This is a genomic window from Saccharothrix isguenensis (assembly GCF_052936305.1).
The window spans coordinates 2,431,755-2,448,214 of the sequence record NZ_CP193626.1 but is presented as its reverse complement, the minus strand read 5'-3'; the positions used below and the strand labels follow the sequence as shown (position 1 = coordinate 2,448,214).

Here is a 16,460-nt window from a genome sequence, read left to right as displayed (position 1 = left end):
AAAGCGTCCGACCGGCCGGCTACGATCCCGGTCGTTACCGTGCCTGAGACCCCTGTCCCGTCGACCCGACACCGAGAGCACCGGAGGCGCCGCTTGGCCACGCTGAAAGACGTCGCCGCGCTGGCCGGCGTGTCGGTGAAGACGGTGTCGAACGTGGTCAACGGCTACGCGTTCGTGAAGCCCGAGAACCGCCGCCGGGTCGAGGAGGCGCTGATCACCACCGGCTACCGGCCGAACCTGGGCGCCCGCAACCTGCGTCGGGGACGGACCGGGTTCGTCGCGCTGGTGCTGCCGGAACTGGTCGTGCCGTACTTCGCCGAGCTGGCCGGGCTGGTGCTCGGCGCCGCGCAGGAGCAAGAGTGGAACGTGCTGATCGAGCAGACCCTGGGCACCCGCGAGGGCGAACGGGACACGCTCGCGTCGCTCGGCCCGCACATGATCGACGGCGCGATCGTGAGCCCGGAGGCGTTGGAGGCGCGGGACTTCGGCGAGCTGGCGCCCGGCATCCCGGTGGTGATGCTCGGAGAGCACTCGGTGGACCTGCCGATCGACCACGTCGGCATCGACAACGTGGAGGCGGCGCGGGTGGCCGTGGCGCACCTCGTCGCGCTGGGGCGGACCCGGATCGCGGCGATCGGCGCGCACCCGCACCGGGGCACCGCCGCGCAACGCCTCGCCGGCTACCGGATCGCGCTGGGCGAAGCGGGGCTGCCGGTGCGCGACGAGCTGGTGGCGACGGCGTTGAACTACCACCGCCGGGACGGCGCGGAGGCGATGACGCGGCTGCTGGCCGCCGACTCGCCGCCGGACGCGGTGTTCTGCTTCAACGACCTGCTGGCGGTCGGCGCGGTGCGTGCGGCGGTGGAGCGCGGCGTGCGCGTGCCTTCCGACATGGCGGTGGTCGGGTTCGACAACACCGAGGAGGGCGCGTACAGCGTGCCGTCGTTGACCACGGTCGCACCGGACAAGGCCGCGATCGCGCGGGCCGCGGTGGAGCTGCTGCGTCGACGCGTGGAAGAGCCGGAACGGCCGCCGGAGCACGTCCGGACGCCGTTCTCGTTGGAGATCAGGGAAAGCACGGGGAGTGGCGCGTGACGCGTGACGGGGTTTTCGAGGCGCCGGGTCGGATCAACCTGATCGGCGAGCACACCGACTACAACGACGGTTTCGTGCTGCCCATCGCGCTGCCGCACGTCGTGCGGATCACCGCGGCGCGGCGGGACGACGGTGTGCTGAGGGTGGCTTCGCGCCAGGCCCAGGGGGTCGCCGAGCTGCGCCTGGTCGATCTCGCGCCGGGCGTGGTGACAGGGTGGGTCGCCTACGTGGCCGGTGTGGTGTGGGCGTTGCGCGAGGAGGGGCACCCGATCGGCGGGTTCGGTCTGATGGTGGACGGGAACGTGCCGTTGGGGGCGGGCCTGTCGTCGTCGGCGGCGCTGGAGTCCGCGACGGCGTTGGCGGTCACGGAGCTGTCCGGTGTGTCGCTGGACCGTCGTTCGCTGGCGCGGATCGCGCAGCGGGCGGAGAACGACTTCGTCGGGATGCCGTGCGGGATCATGGACCAGTCGGCGTCGTTGCTGGCGCGGGAGCGGCACGCGTTGCTGCTCGACACGCGCACGATGGCGACCGAGCACATCCCGTTCGACCTCGCGCCGGCCGGGCTCGCCCTGCTCGTGGTGGACACCAAGGCGCCGCACCGGTTGGTCGACGGCGAGTACGCGGCGCGGCGGCGGGACTGCCACCGCGCGGCGGAGCTGCTGGGCGTGCCCGCGTTGCGCGACCTGGACGAACCGGACCAGGACCTGCCGGACCGGCTCGCCCGGCGGGTGCGGCACGTCGTGACGGAGAACGCGCGGGTGCTGGAGGTGGCGGAACTGCTGCGGGCCGACCGGGTGCGGGAGATCGGGCCGCTGCTGACCGACTCGCACACGTCGTTGCGGGACGACTACGAGGTGACCGTGCCGGAGCTGGACGTGGCGGTGGACGCGTTGGTCGCGGCGGGCGCACTGGGTGCCCGGATGACCGGCGGGGGCTTCGGCGGCTGCGTGATCTCCCTGGTGGAGGACACCGCCGTGGAGTCCTGCACCAAGGCCGTCCAAGCCGCTTTCGCCGACCGCGACTTCACCGCCCCCGACTGCTGGACCGCCACCGCCTCCCCCGGCGCCCGCCGAGCCGACCCCACCCCCTAACCCCGCGAGCCCTCCACTCCGGCACCACGAGTCGTCCACTCCGGCACCGCGAGTCGTCCGGTCCGGCGTTGGGCACCCGCACGTCGAAGTGTCGTCGCGGCGTCCGGGCGGTGCCTGAGCGCGGAGTTCGGGGTGCCTGAGTGGACGACTCGCGGTGTCCGAGTGGAGGACTCGCGTAGGTGGGTGGGGCTAGGTGGGATTTGAGCCGAGTCGTGCCGCGATCTTCCGGGCTACCTCGGGGGCGGGCACGTCGGTGGTGTCGATGACCTCGGCGGCGTCGCGCAGCCACGGGAGGGCGGCGCGGTAGCGGTCGACGTGGTTCAAGCGCCACTCGTGCGCGCCGGGCTCGTTGAGGTCACCTTTGATGCGGTCGACGAGCACGTCCTCCGCCACGTGCAGCAGGAAGTGCCGGACCTCCAGGCCCTCGCCGTGCAACGCGGTGAAGATCTCCCGGAGGTAGTCCTCGTTCAGCACGGTCTGCGGGATGACGAGGTTGCCGCCGACCGACCGGAGGACCTCGACCGCCGTGCGCGCCACCAGCGGACGCCACGGCGCCCAGTCCTGGAAGTTCTCGACCGGCTCCGTCATCACGTGCCGCAGCATGTAGCCGACCTGCTCGGAGTCGAAGACGCGCGCGTCCGGGAGGATGCCCGCCAGCTCACCGGCGGTCGTCGTCTTGCCCGCGCCGAAGGTCCCGTTCAGCCACACGATCATGCTCCACGGTACCGCTCGCGCCAGAGGGCGAACGGGGTTCACCACTCAGGTCGGCGGGATGTGGGTACACCCCGGCAATGGACACGGTGAAGCGGCGGGAACGTCGCCGGCAGCAGTGGGCCGAAGACCTCGCTCAGCGCCTCGACCGGCCGATGAGCGTGCTCGGCGTGCTGTTCCTGTTCGTGGTCCTGGGACAGACGCTGGCGGAGCGGCAGCCGTTGGCGAACGTCCTGACGGTGACGGGCTGGGTGTTGTGGTCGGTCTTCGTCTCCGAGTTCGCCCTGCGCTGGTACGTGGCCCCGCACCGCGGGCGCTTCCTGCGACGCCACTGGTGGCAGGCGGTCTTCCTGGTGGTGCCGTTCCTGCGGTTCCTCCGCGTGGTCCGGCTGGCGCGCCTGGTACGAGCCGGTGGGGTGCTGTCCTCGGCGGTGCGGGGCAGCCGGTCCGCCGGACGCATGCTGACCAGCCGGTTGGGCTGGCTGCTGGTGCTGACCTCGGTGGTCGTGCTCGCCTGCAGCCAACTGCTGGTCGTGGTCGGCGTGGAGGAGCGGTACGGCGCCGCGCTGCACGACGTGGCTCTCGCCACCATCACCGGGGAGCCGCTGGATCGGGACCACGGGCTGGCGCACGTGCTCGACGTGGTGCTCGCCGCGTACTCGGTGGTGGTGTTCGCCGCCCTCGCCGCCAGCCTGGGCGCCTACTTCCTGCGTCCCGACGCCCCGAGCGGCACGCAGCCGTCCCAGTCCCGACCGCTCCAGCCCCGACCGCCCCGGTCGCGCCGACGGCGTCCCGGCGCCACCGCGACCCGCCCCACGGGATCCATCACGTGGGCGTCGAGGAACCGCTCACCGCGGTGACGCCGGGTGGTGGATGTAGCGCAGGAAGACCAGCACGCTGACGAAGACGAGCACCACCGCCGTTCCGCGCGGTCTCCGTTACGCGATCGCAAGCTCCGGCGCTCCGGGCGGACGGGGTCGGCGGAGGTGGTCCGGGCCATGGGAATCGGCGATCGGTGAGAGGCGGGACCATTTGTCGGGTTCTTCGGTAACCAATACATCGTCCAGTTGGACAGCCATTCACCTGCGACGTCAGCGCGCGAGGGTCTGCGGGGGTCCGAGGTGGTGTGCGGGAGGGCTCCCGGGGCTCCACCCGGCGTACACGTCGGGGATGGCCGCTGATCACCTGCGCCGTGTACGCAGGACCGGGAACGCGTTCTTCCCGGCCCTGCACCGAAGGAGAGCCGATGTCCCCACTGACTCGACGAACGCTCATCGCCGGCGGCATCGCGAGCGCCGGCGTCACCGTTCTCGCACCCACCACGGCGAACGCCATCTCCTACCCCTTCACGCTCGGCGTCGCTTCGGGGGAGCCCGCCGCTGACGGGTTCGTGATCTGGACGCGCCTGGCACCGAGCCCGCTCAACGCCGACGGGCTGGGCGGCATGACGTCGGCCTCCGTCACGGTGGAGTGGCAAGTCGCGGCCGACCAACGCTTCACGCAGGTCGTCCGCAGCGGCACGGCCACCGCATCGCAGACGTGGGCGCACAGCGTGCACGTGGAGGTGAACGGCCTCCAGCCCGGACGCGAGTACTTCTACCGCTTCCGCGCCGCCGGCCACATCTCCCCCGTCGGCCGTGGCGTCACGGCGCCCGCGGTCGGCACGAGCCCGTCGGCGACCATGCTCTTCACCTCGTGCTCGCACTTCGAAGCCGGCTACTTCACCGCCTACCGGCGCATGGCCGAGGAGAACCCGCACCTGATCCTGCACCTGGGCGACTACCTCTACGAAGGCGCGGCGTCGACGACCGCGGTGCGCAAGCACACCCCGACGGTGGAGATCGCGAACCTCGCCGACTACCGCGTCCGGCACGCCCAGTACAAGGCGGACGTGGACCTCCAGGCCGCGCACGCCGCCGCGCCGTGGCTCGTCGTGTGGGACGACCACGAGGTGGAGAACAACTACGCGAACCTGGTGCGCGCCAACTCCTCCCCCGCCGGCGACTTCAAGGCCCGACGTGCGGCGGCGTACAAGGCGTACTACGAGCACATGCCGCTGCGCGCCGCACAACGGCCGGTCGCGGAGCACATGCAGCTGTACCGCCGCGTCCGCTGGGGCAGCCTGGCCACGTTCCACATGCTCGACACCCGCCAGTACCGCGACGACCAGGCCTGCGGTGACGGCACCAAGGTGTGCGCGGACGCCTCCGACCCGGCCCGCACGCTGACCGGTGCGACGCAGGAGGCGTGGCTCCTCGACGGCATGCGGCAGAAGCTCGGCACGTGGGACTTCCTCGGCCAGCAGGTGTTCTTCGCGCAGAAGCTCGCCTCGGCGGACGGCGCGAAGTCGATGGACGCGTGGGACGGCTACAGCGCCAACCGCGACCGGCTCCAGCGCGGCTGGGACGCGGCGGGCCTGCGCAACACCGTGGTGCTGACGGGTGATGTGCACCGGTCGTGGGCGAGCAACCTGATGATGGACTACACCGCCCAGGACCGGATCGTGGGCACCGAGCTGGTCACCACGTCGGTGACGTCCGGCGGCGACGGCAGCGCCACGGACAACGGCCTGTCCAGCCTCAACCCGCACGTGAAGTTCTACAAGAACCTGCGCGGCTACGTCCGCACCGTCACCTCACCCACCCAGGTGAACGTCGACTTCCGCTTCCTGGACCGGGTCACCACGCGCGACTACCCGATCAGGACGCTGAAGAGCTACGTCATCCAGGCGGGCAACCCGGGATTGCAGGCGCCGTGAAGAAGCTGACGATCACCGCCGCAGCCGCGCTCATGCTGCTGCCCACCGGCACGGCGTCGGCGGCGGCCACGTGGATGGCCGCGAACAGCACCGCCACCGGCGACCAGGACAACGCCGCCGTGTCGGCCGTGCGCAACGGCTGGACCGCCGTGGTGTGGGAGGACGACCGCGACAGCGCGACGCCCGCCGACCCCGTGCACAGCGACGTGTGGGTGCGCCTGTTCAAGGACGGCGTGTCCCGCTACGAGAAGAAGCTGTCCACTGGCGGCACCGGGAACTGGCGGCACGTGCAGCCCGACGTGGCCGTGCACGACAACGGCACCGTGGTCGTGGTGTGGGCGGACGACGCCGACGGCAACGGCTACTACAACATCCAGGTGCGGACGCTGGGCACGACCGGCACGGTCACCGGTTCCGCGCGGGCCAACGCGGACGTCGCCGGCCGGCAGCTCAACCCGGCCGTCGCCGCCGACCCCGACACGGCCGGTTTCGCGGTGGTGTGGGAGGACGAGCAGTCGACGACCAACCCGACCGTGAGGGTGTCCGGGTTCGCCTCCGTCACGTCGAAGACGTACGAGGCTCAGGTGCACGCGACCGGCGGCACGCACCAGCGGCCGGACGTGGCGATGGGCGCGGCGGGCAACGCGATCGTGGTGTGGGACGAGGACGGCGACGGCAACGGCTACTTCAACATCGGTCGCAAGATCCTCACCCCGACCGGTGGCGTGAAGGTGGCGCAGGCGCCGGTCAACGCGAGCGGCGGCGGGCAGCAGCGGCGGCCCGTCGTGGCGGCGAACTTCAACGGCGACCACGCGGTGGCCTGGGAGACCGACCACACCGGCACGGCGCAGGTGGGCGTGCGGTCGTTCAGCGCCACCGGCGCCGCCCGGACGGCCACCGACGCCCTCCTCCCGGGCAACGACCCGCAGATCGGCATCGACGACCAGCTGAACGTGGTCACGACGTCCGTCGAGGCGCAGGACGTGGTGACGCAGGGCCTGAACCCGGACGGCACGGTCGCGGGCAGGCTGCCGCGCCAGCCGACGGTCTCGACGGCGACCGGGCGGCAGGACGAGCCGGCGCTCGGCGTGGACGCGTGGGGCCGGATCACCGTCGTCTACACGGACGACAACGACGGCAACGGGTTCGACCAGGTCTACCTGGGCACCGGGCTGGTCAACAGCACCTGGTGACTCATGCTCGCGGCGCGTCCCCGCCCCCTCCCTCCGGGGGCGCGCCGCGACCGGCCTCGTACTGCTTGGCGAGGCGTTTCGGCGCGCGGCACAGCCAGGCCTCGGTCAGCAGTTCCTCCAGGTCCGGGACGGTGATCTCGTCCAGCCGCACCAGGATCGCGGCGTAGCCGTCGAAGTGCGGCGTGGTGAAGTAGACCGCCGGGTCGTCGGCCAGCAACGCCTCCTTCGCGCCCAGGTCGGGCACGCTCGCCGCCAGCACCGGGCCGTCCGGCGCGTCGGGGCCGAGAGCGGCGAGGTCGGCCTTGCGGAGCGGTCTGTCCCACGTGAACGCCTTGTCCTTCACCCGCCAAGCGGGCCTCCCGTCGTAGGAGGCGTGCTCGGCGACCTCGGGCAGCGCCGACGCGATGCGGTGGACGTCCTCCCAGGTGGCCATGCCGCGGACGATAGACGCGGGGTCCGACACTGTCCCGTTGGAAGAACGACACCGTTGGCCATACCAACGGATGAGACATAACGTTGGCGCGGCCAACATTGGTGCGACCAACGGAGCCGGAAGATGATCACGCCCTTCACCCTCGACGTCCCCCAAGCCGACCTGGACGACCTGGCCGACCGCTTGGCCCGCACCCGGTGGCCCGAGGAACTGCCGGACGCCGGGTTCGACTACGGCTCCCGCTCGCCCACGTCCGCGCCCTGGCCGACCACTGGCGGCACGCCTACGACTGGCGTGCCCGTCCTGACGTTGGCCGAGCCGGCCTACCCGATCGAGCACTGGAGCGAGTTCGACCGGGGCGGCCACTTCGCCGCGATGGAGGTGCCCGACCTGCTCGCCGAGGACGTCCGCCACTTCTTCACCGGCCGCTCGTGTACCGCTACAGGACGAGTGAGACGCCGGTCGCCGTGACGACCACCGCCACCGCCGCGTCCAGCACCCGCCACGCCGAGGGCTTGGTGAACGTGCCGGACAGCCACCGCGCGCCGAAGCCGAGCGCGGTGAACCACAGCACGCTGCCCGCCATCGCGCCGACCGCGAACCACCACCGGTCGCCGCCGAAGCCGGTGGACGCGGTGCCGAGCAGCAGCACGGTGTCCAGGTACACGTGCGGGTTGAGCCAGGTCAGCGCGAGGCACGTGACGATCGCCGCGGACGCCGCGCCGCCGAGTTCCAGCGCGCGCGGCCGGAGCACCCGACGTGCGGCCAACGCGCCGTAGCCGATCAGGAACGCCGCGCCGACCCACCGCACCACCGTCATCGCGGTCGGCCACGCCGTCAGCGCCGCGCCCATGCCGCCAACCCCCAACGCGATGAGCAGGGCGTCCGATCCCGCGCAGATCGCCACGACGGCCGGCACCTGCTGCCGCAGCACTCCCTGGCGCAGCACCAGGGCGTTCTGGGCGCCGATCACGACGATGAGGGACAGTCCGGTGCCGAGCCCGGCGAGCAGCGCGTACGTCACGCCGCAAACGGTAGGAACCCGACGTGGATAAGGCCAGCTAAGGTTTCTTACGTATCATCAGCGAACGTGATGCTGGATCCCGAGTGCGTGCGCACCCTGCTGGCCGTGGTGGACGAGGGCACGTTCGACGCCGCCGCCAAGGCGCTGCACGTCACCCCGTCCGCCGTGAGCCAGCGCATCAAACTGCTGGAACAGCGCACCGGCCGCGTCCTGCTGGTGCGCTCGAAGCCCGCGAAGCTGACCGACTCGGGTGCGGTGATCGCGCGGTACGGGCGGCAGCAGGCGCTGCTGGACCGGGACGCGCGGGAGGCGTTGGGCCTGATCGAGGACCCGACGCCCATCCCGGTCGCGGTCAACGCCGACTCGTTGGCCACCTGGTTCCGCCGGGTCGTCAAGGACTTGGCCACCGACGAAGGCCTGGTGCTGACCGTGCGGCGGGACGACCAGGACCACACCGCCGACCTGCTGCGCCGAGGTCTGGTGGTCGGCGCGGTGACGTCGTCGCCGCAGCCGGTGCAGGGCTGCGTCGTCCGTCCACTCGGGAGCATCCGCTACCACGCCGTGGCCACCAAGCGGTTCGCCCGGCGCTGGCTGGCGGACGGCCGTCCGCTGCACGACGCGCCGGTGATCGTGTTCGACGAGAAGGACGACCTCCAGGACCGCTTCTGCCGCGAGCTCTCGGGCCACGACGCGTCGGCCCACCGCCACCACCTGCCGGACGGGCACGTGTTCGAGGACGCCGTGGTCGCGGGCGCGGGCTGGGCGCTGCTCACCGAGCACCAGATCGCCGTGCACCGCAGGCTCGTCCACCTCGCCCCCGACAAGCCGGTGGACGTGCTGCTGCACTGGCAGCAGTGGAAGCTCGACTCACCGCCGCTGGCCCGCGTCGCGGACGCCGTGTTCCGGGCGGCGGCGGCGGAACTGCACTGAGCGGTTCGCCGGTCGTTCACCCGCCGTCCGCGCGACTATCACCACACAGTGTCCACGCATCCCTACTCTCTGCGAAGCCCTATTGCCGTCGTTCGAGGAACGAAGGGTTTCGCATGTCAGCACGCAGAGCTCCGCTGGCGCTGCTCGCCATCGCCGCCGTCACCGCCGCCACCCTCACCGCCATCGCCACCTCCGGACAGGCGCCGGCCGCCTCGGCCGCCACCGCCACGTTCACCCCGACGGCCGACACCTACGTCGACAACTCCGCCACCGGCACGAACTACGGCACGTCCGGCCAGCTCGGCGTGGACGGCTCGCCGATCAAGCGGGTGTTCCTCAAGTTCACCGTCTCCGGCCTCTCCGGCACGGTCGGCAGCGCCAAGCTGCGGGTGCACACCGACGACGTCTCGGGCTCCAACAGCCCGGCCGGCGGCACGTTCCGGGCCATGACCAACACCACCTGGTCCGAGACCGGTGTGACCTGGAACAACCAGCCCGCCATCGACGGCGCCACCCTCGGCACGCTCGGCTCCGTCGCCCGCAACGCCTGGTACGAGGTCGACGTGACCGCGCACGTGCGGGCCAACGGCACGTTCAGCTTCGGTGTCACGTCGTCCAGCACCGACGGCGCGGACTACGACTCCCGGGAGACCGGGTCCACCGCGCCGCAGCTCCTGGTCACCACCGGCACCACGACCACCACTCCTCCGCCCTCCGGCACCGACCCCGTGCTCGTCGGAGCGGGCGATATCTCGAACTCCGGCTCGGGTGACAGCGCCACCGCCGCCCTCCTCGACACCATCCCCGGCACGGTCTTCACCACCGGCGACAACGTCTACAACAGCGGCACCGCCACCGAGTTCGCCAACTACTACGACCCGACGTGGGGCCGGCACAAGGCGCGCACGCGTCCGTCGCCGGGCAACCACGACTACGGCACCACCGGCGCGACCGGCTACTACAACTACTTCGGCGCGCTCGCGGGCCCGTCCGGGCGGGGCTACTACTCCTACGACCTGGGCAACTGGCACATCGTGTCGCTGAACTCCAACATCAGCATGGCGGCGGGCTCGGCGCAGGAGCAGTGGCTGCGCGCCGACCTGGCCGCGAGCAGCAAGCCGTGCACGGCGGCGTACTGGCACCACCCGCTGTTCACCTCCGCCGCCAACCACTCGCCGTCCACGTCCACGCGCCCGCTGTTCCAGGCGCTGTACGACCACAACGCCGACGTGGTGCTGTTCGGCCACAACCACAACTACGAGCGGTTCGCGCCGCAGAACCCCAGCGGCGGCCTCGACACCACGCGCGGCATCCGCACGTTCGTCGCGGGCATGGGCGGCGCGAGCCACTACGGCTTCGGCACCATCCGCCCCAACAGCGAGGTCCGCAACAGCACCGCGTACGGCGTGCTGAAGCTGACCCTGCGCAGCAACAGCTTCGACTGGCAGTTCGTGCCCGTGGCGGGCCAGACCTTCACCGACAGCGGCACCACCGCCTGTCACTGACCCCGGGAACGCCGCGCCCGGTCGTCCCCCGACCGGGCGCGGCGCCCCGCCCGCTCCGGAGGTGCGCCGTGTACCTGTCCACGATCACCCGCCCCAAGACGACCGGGTGGAAAGGCCTGAGCGCCAACGTCTTCGCGCTCGGCGCGGTCAGCCTGGTCACCGACATCTCGTCCGAGATGGTCACCGCCGTCCTGCCGCTCTACCTCGTCGTCGGGCTCCAGCTCAGCCCGGCCGCCTACGGCGTCATCGACGGCGTCTACACCGGTGCCACCACCCTGCTCCGGCTCGTCGGCGGCTACCTGGCCGACCGGACCAGCAAGCGCAAGGCGGTGGCCGGGTTCGGGTACGCCATGTCGGCGGTCGCCAAGGTGGGCCTCCTGCTGGCGGGCACCTCCACGGCCGCGCTGGGCGCCGTGATCACCCTCGACCGGGCGGGCAAGGGACTGCGCACCGCGCCGCGTGACGCGCTGATCACCCTGTCCACCCCGTCAGGCGACCTCGGGCGGGCGTTCGGCGTGCACCGGGCGATGGACGGCATGGGCGCGTTCGCCGGGCCGCTCGTGGCACTGGCCGTGCTGGCCGCCGCCGGTGAGTCGTTCGACTCCGTGTTCATGACCAGCGCCTGCGTCGCCGCGCTCGGCGTGGTGATCCTGGTCCTGTTCGTGCGCGACCACCGCTCGCCGATGTCGTCCGAGCCGGTGCGGGTGAAGGCTGTGGGCGGCCTGTGGCGGGACGCGGGCGTGCGGCGGGTCGTGCTCGCCGCGTCGCTGCTGGGCCTGGCCACCATCGGCGACGGGTTCGTCTACCTGCTGCTGCAGAAGCGGGAAGGGCTGTCCATCGGCTGGTTCCCGCTGCTGGCCGTCGGGACCAGCCTGGTGTACCTGCTGCTGGCCGCGCCGCTCGGCGCACTGGCGGACCGGGTGGGCAGGCTGCCGGTGATGCTCGGCGGGTACGTGGCGCTGGGCGCGGTGTACCTGCTGCTGTTCGGGCCGCTGGGCGGGTGGCCGCTGGTCGTCGTCGTGGTCGCGCTGTACGGGGTGTTCTACGCCGCCACGGACGGCGTGCTGATGGCGTTGGCCGGGCCGCTGCTGCCGGAACGGCTGCGCACGACCGGTATCGCGCTGGTCCAGAGCGGGCAGGCCCTGGCGTACCTCGGCTCGTCCGTGCTCTTCGGCCTGGCCTGGGAGTTCTGGGGCCCGGAGGCCGCCACCCGCCTGGCCGCGGTGGGCGTCGCGCTCACCCTTGCCGCCACCGTCGCACTCCTGGGACGCCGCTCATGACCACTCGACTCCGCCTCCTGATCACCGCCCTGGTCGCGGTGCTGCTGGGCGTCCTCGCCGTGGGGTACACCGCCCTGTCGTCCGACCGGCCGGACGACATCGCTTCCTCCGCCGTCAGCGGGCCGCGCCTGATGGTGCTGAGCAACGGCAGGCTGTCCACGGTCTCCCGCTCGGACCCCGGCGGGCCGCGAGAGGTGACCGAGCAGCGCTGCGACCGGGCGTACCGCGCCGCCGGCACCACGTCCTGCCTGCGTCCGGTGGGCGCGTTCAAGGCCGGTGAGCTGGCCGTGCTGGACTCCGCGTCGAACGAGGTGCGGACCGTGCCGCTGACCGGCTTCCCGAACCGCACCCGCGTGTCGCCGAGCGGCCGGATGGTCGCGTGGACGCTGTTCGTGGACGGCCACTCGTACGCCGCCAACGGCTTCTCCACCAGCACCGGGATCCTGGACGCGGAGACCGGTGCGCTGGTCTCGTCGCTGGAGGAGTTCACGTCCACGGTGGACGGCGTGGTGCAGACGGCGGTGGACCGCAACTTCTGGGGCGTCACCTTCACCGACGACGACAACCGGTTCTACGCGACCATGTCGACCGGCGGACACCGCTACCTGGTGGAAGGCGACTTCGCGGCCCGCACCCTCCGGTCGGTCGCGGAGAACGTCGAATGCCCGTCCCTGTCGCCTGACGGCAGGCACATCGCCTACAAGGCGGCGGTCGACAACGACCCGCAGCGGGGCTGGCGGCTGTCCACGATGGACCTGGCGACCAGGGCGATCACCCCGTTGGCGGAGACGCGCAGCGTGGACGACCAGCCGACCTGGCTCGACCCGCACACCGTCGCCTACGGCATCCAGCGCGGCGACGGCGTCAACGACGTCTGGTCCGTGCCCGCCGACGGCAGCGGCGCCCCGACGCTCCTCGTCCCGGAGGCCAACTCGCCGGCCCCGCTCGGGTGACCCCGGCGCCCTTCGCGATCGGCGGCGGTCGCGCGGCCCGACGGTGGAAATGGCCGGTCGCCACGGCTCTCCCAACACGTGACGACCGGCCTTCGACACCGCGAGGCGCCTATTTCACACCACCCGCGGTCAAGCCCGCGATGATCCTCCGCTGGAACAGCAGCACCAACACGACCAGGGGCACGGTCACGATCACGCCCGCGGCCATTTGCGTGCCGAACGGCTGATCGAAACCGTACGCCCCGGTGAACCTGGAGATCGCGACGGTGGCGGTCTGCATCTTGCTGTCGTTCACCATCGACAGCGCGATGATGAACTCGTTCCACGCCGCGATGAAGGTGATGATCGCGGTGGTGAAGACGCCCGGCGCCGCCAGCGGCAGGATGATCTTGCGGAACGCCTGGCCGCGGGTGCAGCCGTCCACCATCGCCGCCTGCTCCAGCTCCGCCGGCATCTGCCGGAAGAACGCGGTCAGGTTCCACACCGCCAGCGGCAGCGCGAACGACAGGCTGGGCACGATCATCGACTGGTAGGTGTTGATCCAGCCGATGTCGGTGAACAGCGCCAGCAGCGGCACCAGCAGCGAGATGCCGGGGAACATCGACGTGGCGATGATCAGCGCCGCGACCGCGTTCTTGAACCGGAACTGGAGCCGCGCCAGCGCGTACGCCGCCGACACGCCGATGATCAGCGTCAGCACCGTGGTGACGCCCGCGACGACGAGGCTGTTCAGCAGCGACCGGCCGAACCCGACCTCGGGCGCGAACACCGCCGTCAGGTTGTCCAGCGAGAACGGCGACGGCAGCGGCGTGACCGAGAACTGGTCGGAGGGACGGCGGAACGCCGACACCGCCATCCAGTAGAACGGCGCCAGGCAGTAGACCAGGATCAACCCCAGCCCGGCGAACCTCAGCACGCCCTTCATTTCCGCGCCCTTTCCCGTGCCTCGCCGATCACGTCCGCGCCCAGCAGCCGCACGAACACGAACGCGACGACCACGACGTAGACGAACAGCACCGTCGCGTACGCGGCGGCCGGTCCGAACCGGAGGCTCGACGCCTCGTCGAACGCCACCATGGACAGCGTCTCCACCGATTCCTTGCGGTTGCCGATGAGCACGAACGGCAGGTCGAACATCCGCAGCGCGTCCAGCACCCGGAACAGCACGGCGACCAGCAGCGCGGGCTTCACCAGCGGCAGCGTGATCCGCCAGAACTGCTTCCACGGTGACGCGCCGTCGACCTTGGCCGCCTCGTAGACGTCGGTCGGGATGATCTGCAGCCCGGCCAGCACCAGCAGGCCGACGAACGGCGCGGTCTTCCACACGTCCGCCAGGATCACCGCGAGCTTCGCGTGCCAGCCCTCGGTGGTCCACAGGATCTGCTGGCCGATGATCGAGTTGGCCACGCCGTCGGCCTGGAAGATCCAGCGCCACAGCAGCGCGGACACCGCCGTCGGCACCGCCCACGGCACCAGGATGCTGGCCCGAACCACACCGCGCCACCGGATCGCGTGGTGCATGACCAGCGCCATGCCGACACCGATCAGGACTTCCAGCGTGACCGTGATGACGGTGAACACCGTCGTGTTGCTGAAGGCGTTCCAGAACCGCTCCGCCGCGTCACCGGCGAAGATCGAGGCGTAGTTGTCGATGCCGACGAACTGCTCGCCCTCGACGACGAACCCGCTGTCGTCGAGGTCCGTGCCCTCGCGGAACACCGACTCGCGCAGCGCCGCCACCAACGGGTACCCGACCACCAGGCCGAGCACCACGAACGTCGGTGACAGCAGCGCCGCGGCGAGTCGTCCCGCGCCCGAGGTCGCACGCCGGGGGCGGCGGGCGACCGCCGTCGTCATTCGACCCCCTCGGGTCGTCCGCGGACCTCGGACCGCGGAGCGAGTCGAACCTGGCCGGGAGCACCGCGGCGGAACCGGGGCGGACCAGGCACGCGGCGCGCAGGGGAACCGATCGCGCCCTTACCCATCGAGCCTCCATTGTTGAACTGGTCTTCGTGCGAACGGCGTATCGGCGCCAGGCCTGTCCGGACCACTCACGCGGTCCGGAAGCCGGGACTCGGAGCCCGGCACGCCTCCAGCGCGGCAGGGAGCCCACCGCGCTGTGCGGCGCGCAAGCGTTACGCGCCGCACAGCGTGGGGAACCAGGGTCCTTCGCCTACCGGCAGGGGAAGGTCACTTGAGGAGCTCTTCCAACTTGGCCTGCAGGTCCTTCAGCGCCACGTCGCTGGTCTTCTCACCGGTCAGCGCGGCGTAGGCGGCTTCCTGGATGGCCTGGGTGACATCGCCGTAGCGGACCGCCTGCGGGCGCGGCTTCGCCGACAGGATCGACTCCTTCAGCGTCGGCAGGTACGGGAACTGCTTGATCAGCTCGGCGTCGTCGTACAGGCTCGCCAGGGTCGGCGCCTGCGAGGTGGCCAGCAGGTTGGACCGCTGCGAGGACTCGCTGGTGAAGAACTTGATGAAGTCCAGCGCGGTGGCCTTGTTCTTGCCGAACGCGGAGATGGCGAAGTTGTGGCCACCGAGGGTGGAGCTGCCGGTGCCCTTGATGCCGGGCAGCGGCGCGACGTCGAACTTGCCGGCCACCTGCGACGAGCCGTCGGTCTTGCCGGCCAGGCTCCACTGGTACGGCCACTGGCGGTGGAACACCAGCTCGCCCGCCTGGAACGCGCGGCGGCCTTCCTCCTCCTTGTACGTGATCGCCTTCTGCGGGATCACGCCCTGCTTGAAGCCCTCGACGAGGGCGTCGAGCCCGGCCTTCGCCTCGGGCGTGTTCACCACCGGCTTGCCGGACGAGTCGACGACCTCACCGCCGGCGGAGTGCACGGCCTCGTCGAAGTTGACCGTCAGGCCCTCGTACTTCTCGAACTGCCCGGCGTAGCAGCCGATCTCGGGCTGGGCCGCCTTCACGGCCTGGCAGGCGGCGACGAGGTCGGCCCACGACTTGGGCGGCTGCACGCCCGCCGCGTCGAGCAGGTCCTTGCGGTAGTAGAGCAGGCCGCCGTCGGAGTACACCGGCACCGCGTAGAGCTTGTCCCGGTACTGCCCCGTCTTCACGGCGGGCGCCAGGAACTTGTCCAATTCGAACTGGCCCGCGGGCAGCTCGTCCACCCAGCGGTTGGCCGCGAACTCGGCCGTCCACACCACGTCCAGGTTGAGGATCGTGTACGCGTCGGACTTGACCTGCGCGTTCTGCACCATCTGCTGACGCTGGGCGTCGGCGGACTCGGGCAGTTCGATGATCCGGACCTGCTCGTCCGCGTGCTTGGCGTTCCACTCGTCCACGAGCTTCTGCATGTTGCCGGACGTGTCCTTGCCGGTGGCGAACGTGACCTCGCCCCGACCTTCGAGCGCACCGCCGGGCTGCTCGCCGCCTTCGTTCCCACCACTGCCACACGAGGCGAGGAGAACTGCCACCCCCAGCGCCGCAGTCGCCCGCAACGCCGTTGTCCGTACGCCCATCACCGAAACT

Annotated in this window: 16 protein-coding genes; 10 read left to right on the top strand and 6 right to left on the bottom strand. The window is 71.2% G+C overall.

Annotated features, from left to right (window positions below; genetic code table 11):
• Positions 1-93 precede the first annotated feature (93 nt).
• Positions 94-1,095, top strand: coding sequence for a LacI family DNA-binding transcriptional regulator (locus ACRAKI_RS11765; RefSeq protein WP_447007093.1), 1,002 nt, complete (start codon positions 94-96; stop codon positions 1,093-1,095).
• Complete coding sequence (galK, locus tag ACRAKI_RS11760) at positions 1,092-2,186, top strand: galactokinase (protein WP_447007092.1); 1,095 nt, start codon at positions 1,092-1,094, stop codon at positions 2,184-2,186. The genes ACRAKI_RS11765 and galK overlap by 4 nt, the downstream gene beginning before the upstream one ends.
• Before the next feature lie 189 nt (positions 2,187-2,375).
• Here galK and ACRAKI_RS11755 read toward each other — a convergent pair whose 3' ends face one another.
• Positions 2,376-2,900 carry an AAA family ATPase gene (locus ACRAKI_RS11755; protein ID WP_447007091.1) on the bottom strand — a complete coding sequence of 175 codons (525 nt, stop codon included), beginning with the start codon at positions 2,898-2,900 and terminating at the stop codon, positions 2,376-2,378.
• A gap of 77 nt (positions 2,901-2,977) precedes the next feature.
• On the opposite strand from ACRAKI_RS11755, the gene ACRAKI_RS11750 reads away from it, so the two are divergent.
• From ACRAKI_RS11750 to ACRAKI_RS11740, 3 genes are all read left to right on the top strand, one after another.
• Positions 2,978-3,757 (top strand): hypothetical protein, encoded by a 780-nt coding sequence (locus tag ACRAKI_RS11750; RefSeq protein WP_447007090.1) that lies wholly within the window; start codon positions 2,978-2,980, stop codon positions 3,755-3,757.
• A gap of 386 nt (positions 3,758-4,143) precedes the next feature.
• Complete coding sequence (locus ACRAKI_RS11745; protein ID WP_447007089.1) at positions 4,144-5,655, top strand: alkaline phosphatase D family protein; 1,512 nt, start codon at positions 4,144-4,146, stop codon at positions 5,653-5,655.
• Positions 5,652-6,848: a hypothetical protein gene (locus ACRAKI_RS11740; protein ID WP_447007088.1), complete on the top strand. Its 1,197-nt coding sequence runs from the start codon at positions 5,652-5,654 to the stop codon at positions 6,846-6,848. The genes ACRAKI_RS11745 and ACRAKI_RS11740 overlap by 4 nt, the downstream gene beginning before the upstream one ends.
• A gap of 1 nt (position 6,849) precedes the next feature.
• Here ACRAKI_RS11740 and ACRAKI_RS11735 read toward each other — a convergent pair whose 3' ends face one another.
• Complete coding sequence (locus ACRAKI_RS11735; protein ID WP_447007087.1) at positions 6,850-7,281, bottom strand: MmcQ/YjbR family DNA-binding protein; 432 nt, start codon at positions 7,279-7,281, stop codon at positions 6,850-6,852.
• Between the two features lie 123 nt (positions 7,282-7,404).
• Between ACRAKI_RS11735 and ACRAKI_RS11730 the strand changes: the two genes are divergently transcribed.
• Positions 7,405-7,752 carry an epoxide hydrolase N-terminal domain-containing protein gene (locus tag ACRAKI_RS11730; RefSeq protein ID WP_447007086.1) on the top strand — a complete coding sequence of 116 codons (348 nt, stop codon included), beginning with the start codon at positions 7,405-7,407 and terminating at the stop codon, positions 7,750-7,752.
• On the opposite strand, the gene ACRAKI_RS11725 is transcribed toward ACRAKI_RS11730, so the two are convergent.
• On the bottom strand, positions 7,721-8,305 hold the full coding sequence (locus tag ACRAKI_RS11725; protein WP_447007085.1) for a LysE/ArgO family amino acid transporter: 585 nt from the start codon (positions 8,303-8,305) through the stop codon (positions 7,721-7,723). The genes ACRAKI_RS11730 and ACRAKI_RS11725 overlap by 32 nt on opposite strands.
• Before the next feature lie 69 nt (positions 8,306-8,374).
• On the opposite strand from ACRAKI_RS11725, the gene ACRAKI_RS11720 reads away from it, so the two are divergent.
• The 4 genes from ACRAKI_RS11720 (at position 8,375) to ACRAKI_RS11705 (ending at position 12,973) form a co-directional block, all read left to right on the top strand.
• Entirely contained in the window at positions 8,375-9,235 is an 861-nt protein-coding gene (locus ACRAKI_RS11720; protein WP_447008396.1) for a LysR family transcriptional regulator ArgP, read from the top strand.
• A 113-nt stretch (positions 9,236-9,348) separates the two neighbouring features.
• Positions 9,349-10,740, top strand: a complete 1,392-nt coding sequence (locus ACRAKI_RS11715) for a CBM96 family carbohydrate-binding protein (RefSeq protein ID WP_447007084.1) — start codon at positions 9,349-9,351, stop codon at positions 10,738-10,740.
• Between the two features lie 68 nt (positions 10,741-10,808).
• Positions 10,809-12,020, top strand: a complete 1,212-nt coding sequence (locus ACRAKI_RS11710; RefSeq protein WP_447007083.1) for an MFS transporter — start codon at positions 10,809-10,811, stop codon at positions 12,018-12,020.
• A complete protein-coding gene (locus ACRAKI_RS11705; RefSeq protein WP_447007082.1) occupies positions 12,017-12,973 on the top strand; it encodes a hypothetical protein in 957 nt (318 codons plus the stop codon). The genes ACRAKI_RS11710 and ACRAKI_RS11705 overlap by 4 nt, the downstream gene beginning before the upstream one ends.
• Before the next feature lie 109 nt (positions 12,974-13,082).
• On the opposite strand, the gene ACRAKI_RS11700 is transcribed toward ACRAKI_RS11705, so the two are convergent.
• The 3 genes from ACRAKI_RS11700 to ACRAKI_RS11690 all read right to left on the bottom strand — a co-directional run bounded on the left by ACRAKI_RS11700 (position 13,083) and on the right by ACRAKI_RS11690 (position 16,450).
• Positions 13,083-13,898 (bottom strand): carbohydrate ABC transporter permease, encoded by an 816-nt coding sequence (locus ACRAKI_RS11700; protein ID WP_447007081.1) that lies wholly within the window; start codon positions 13,896-13,898, stop codon positions 13,083-13,085.
• The gene (locus tag ACRAKI_RS11695; RefSeq protein WP_447007080.1) at positions 13,895-14,830 is read right to left on the bottom strand and encodes a carbohydrate ABC transporter permease; all 936 of its coding nucleotides are present in this window, start codon (positions 14,828-14,830) and stop codon (positions 13,895-13,897) included. Before ACRAKI_RS11695 ends, ACRAKI_RS11700 begins: the two co-directional genes overlap by 4 nt.
• 333 nt (positions 14,831-15,163) lie before the next feature.
• Entirely contained in the window at positions 15,164-16,450 is a 1,287-nt protein-coding gene (locus ACRAKI_RS11690) for an ABC transporter substrate-binding protein (protein ID WP_447007079.1), read from the bottom strand.
• Between the last annotated feature and the right edge of the window lie 10 nt (positions 16,451-16,460).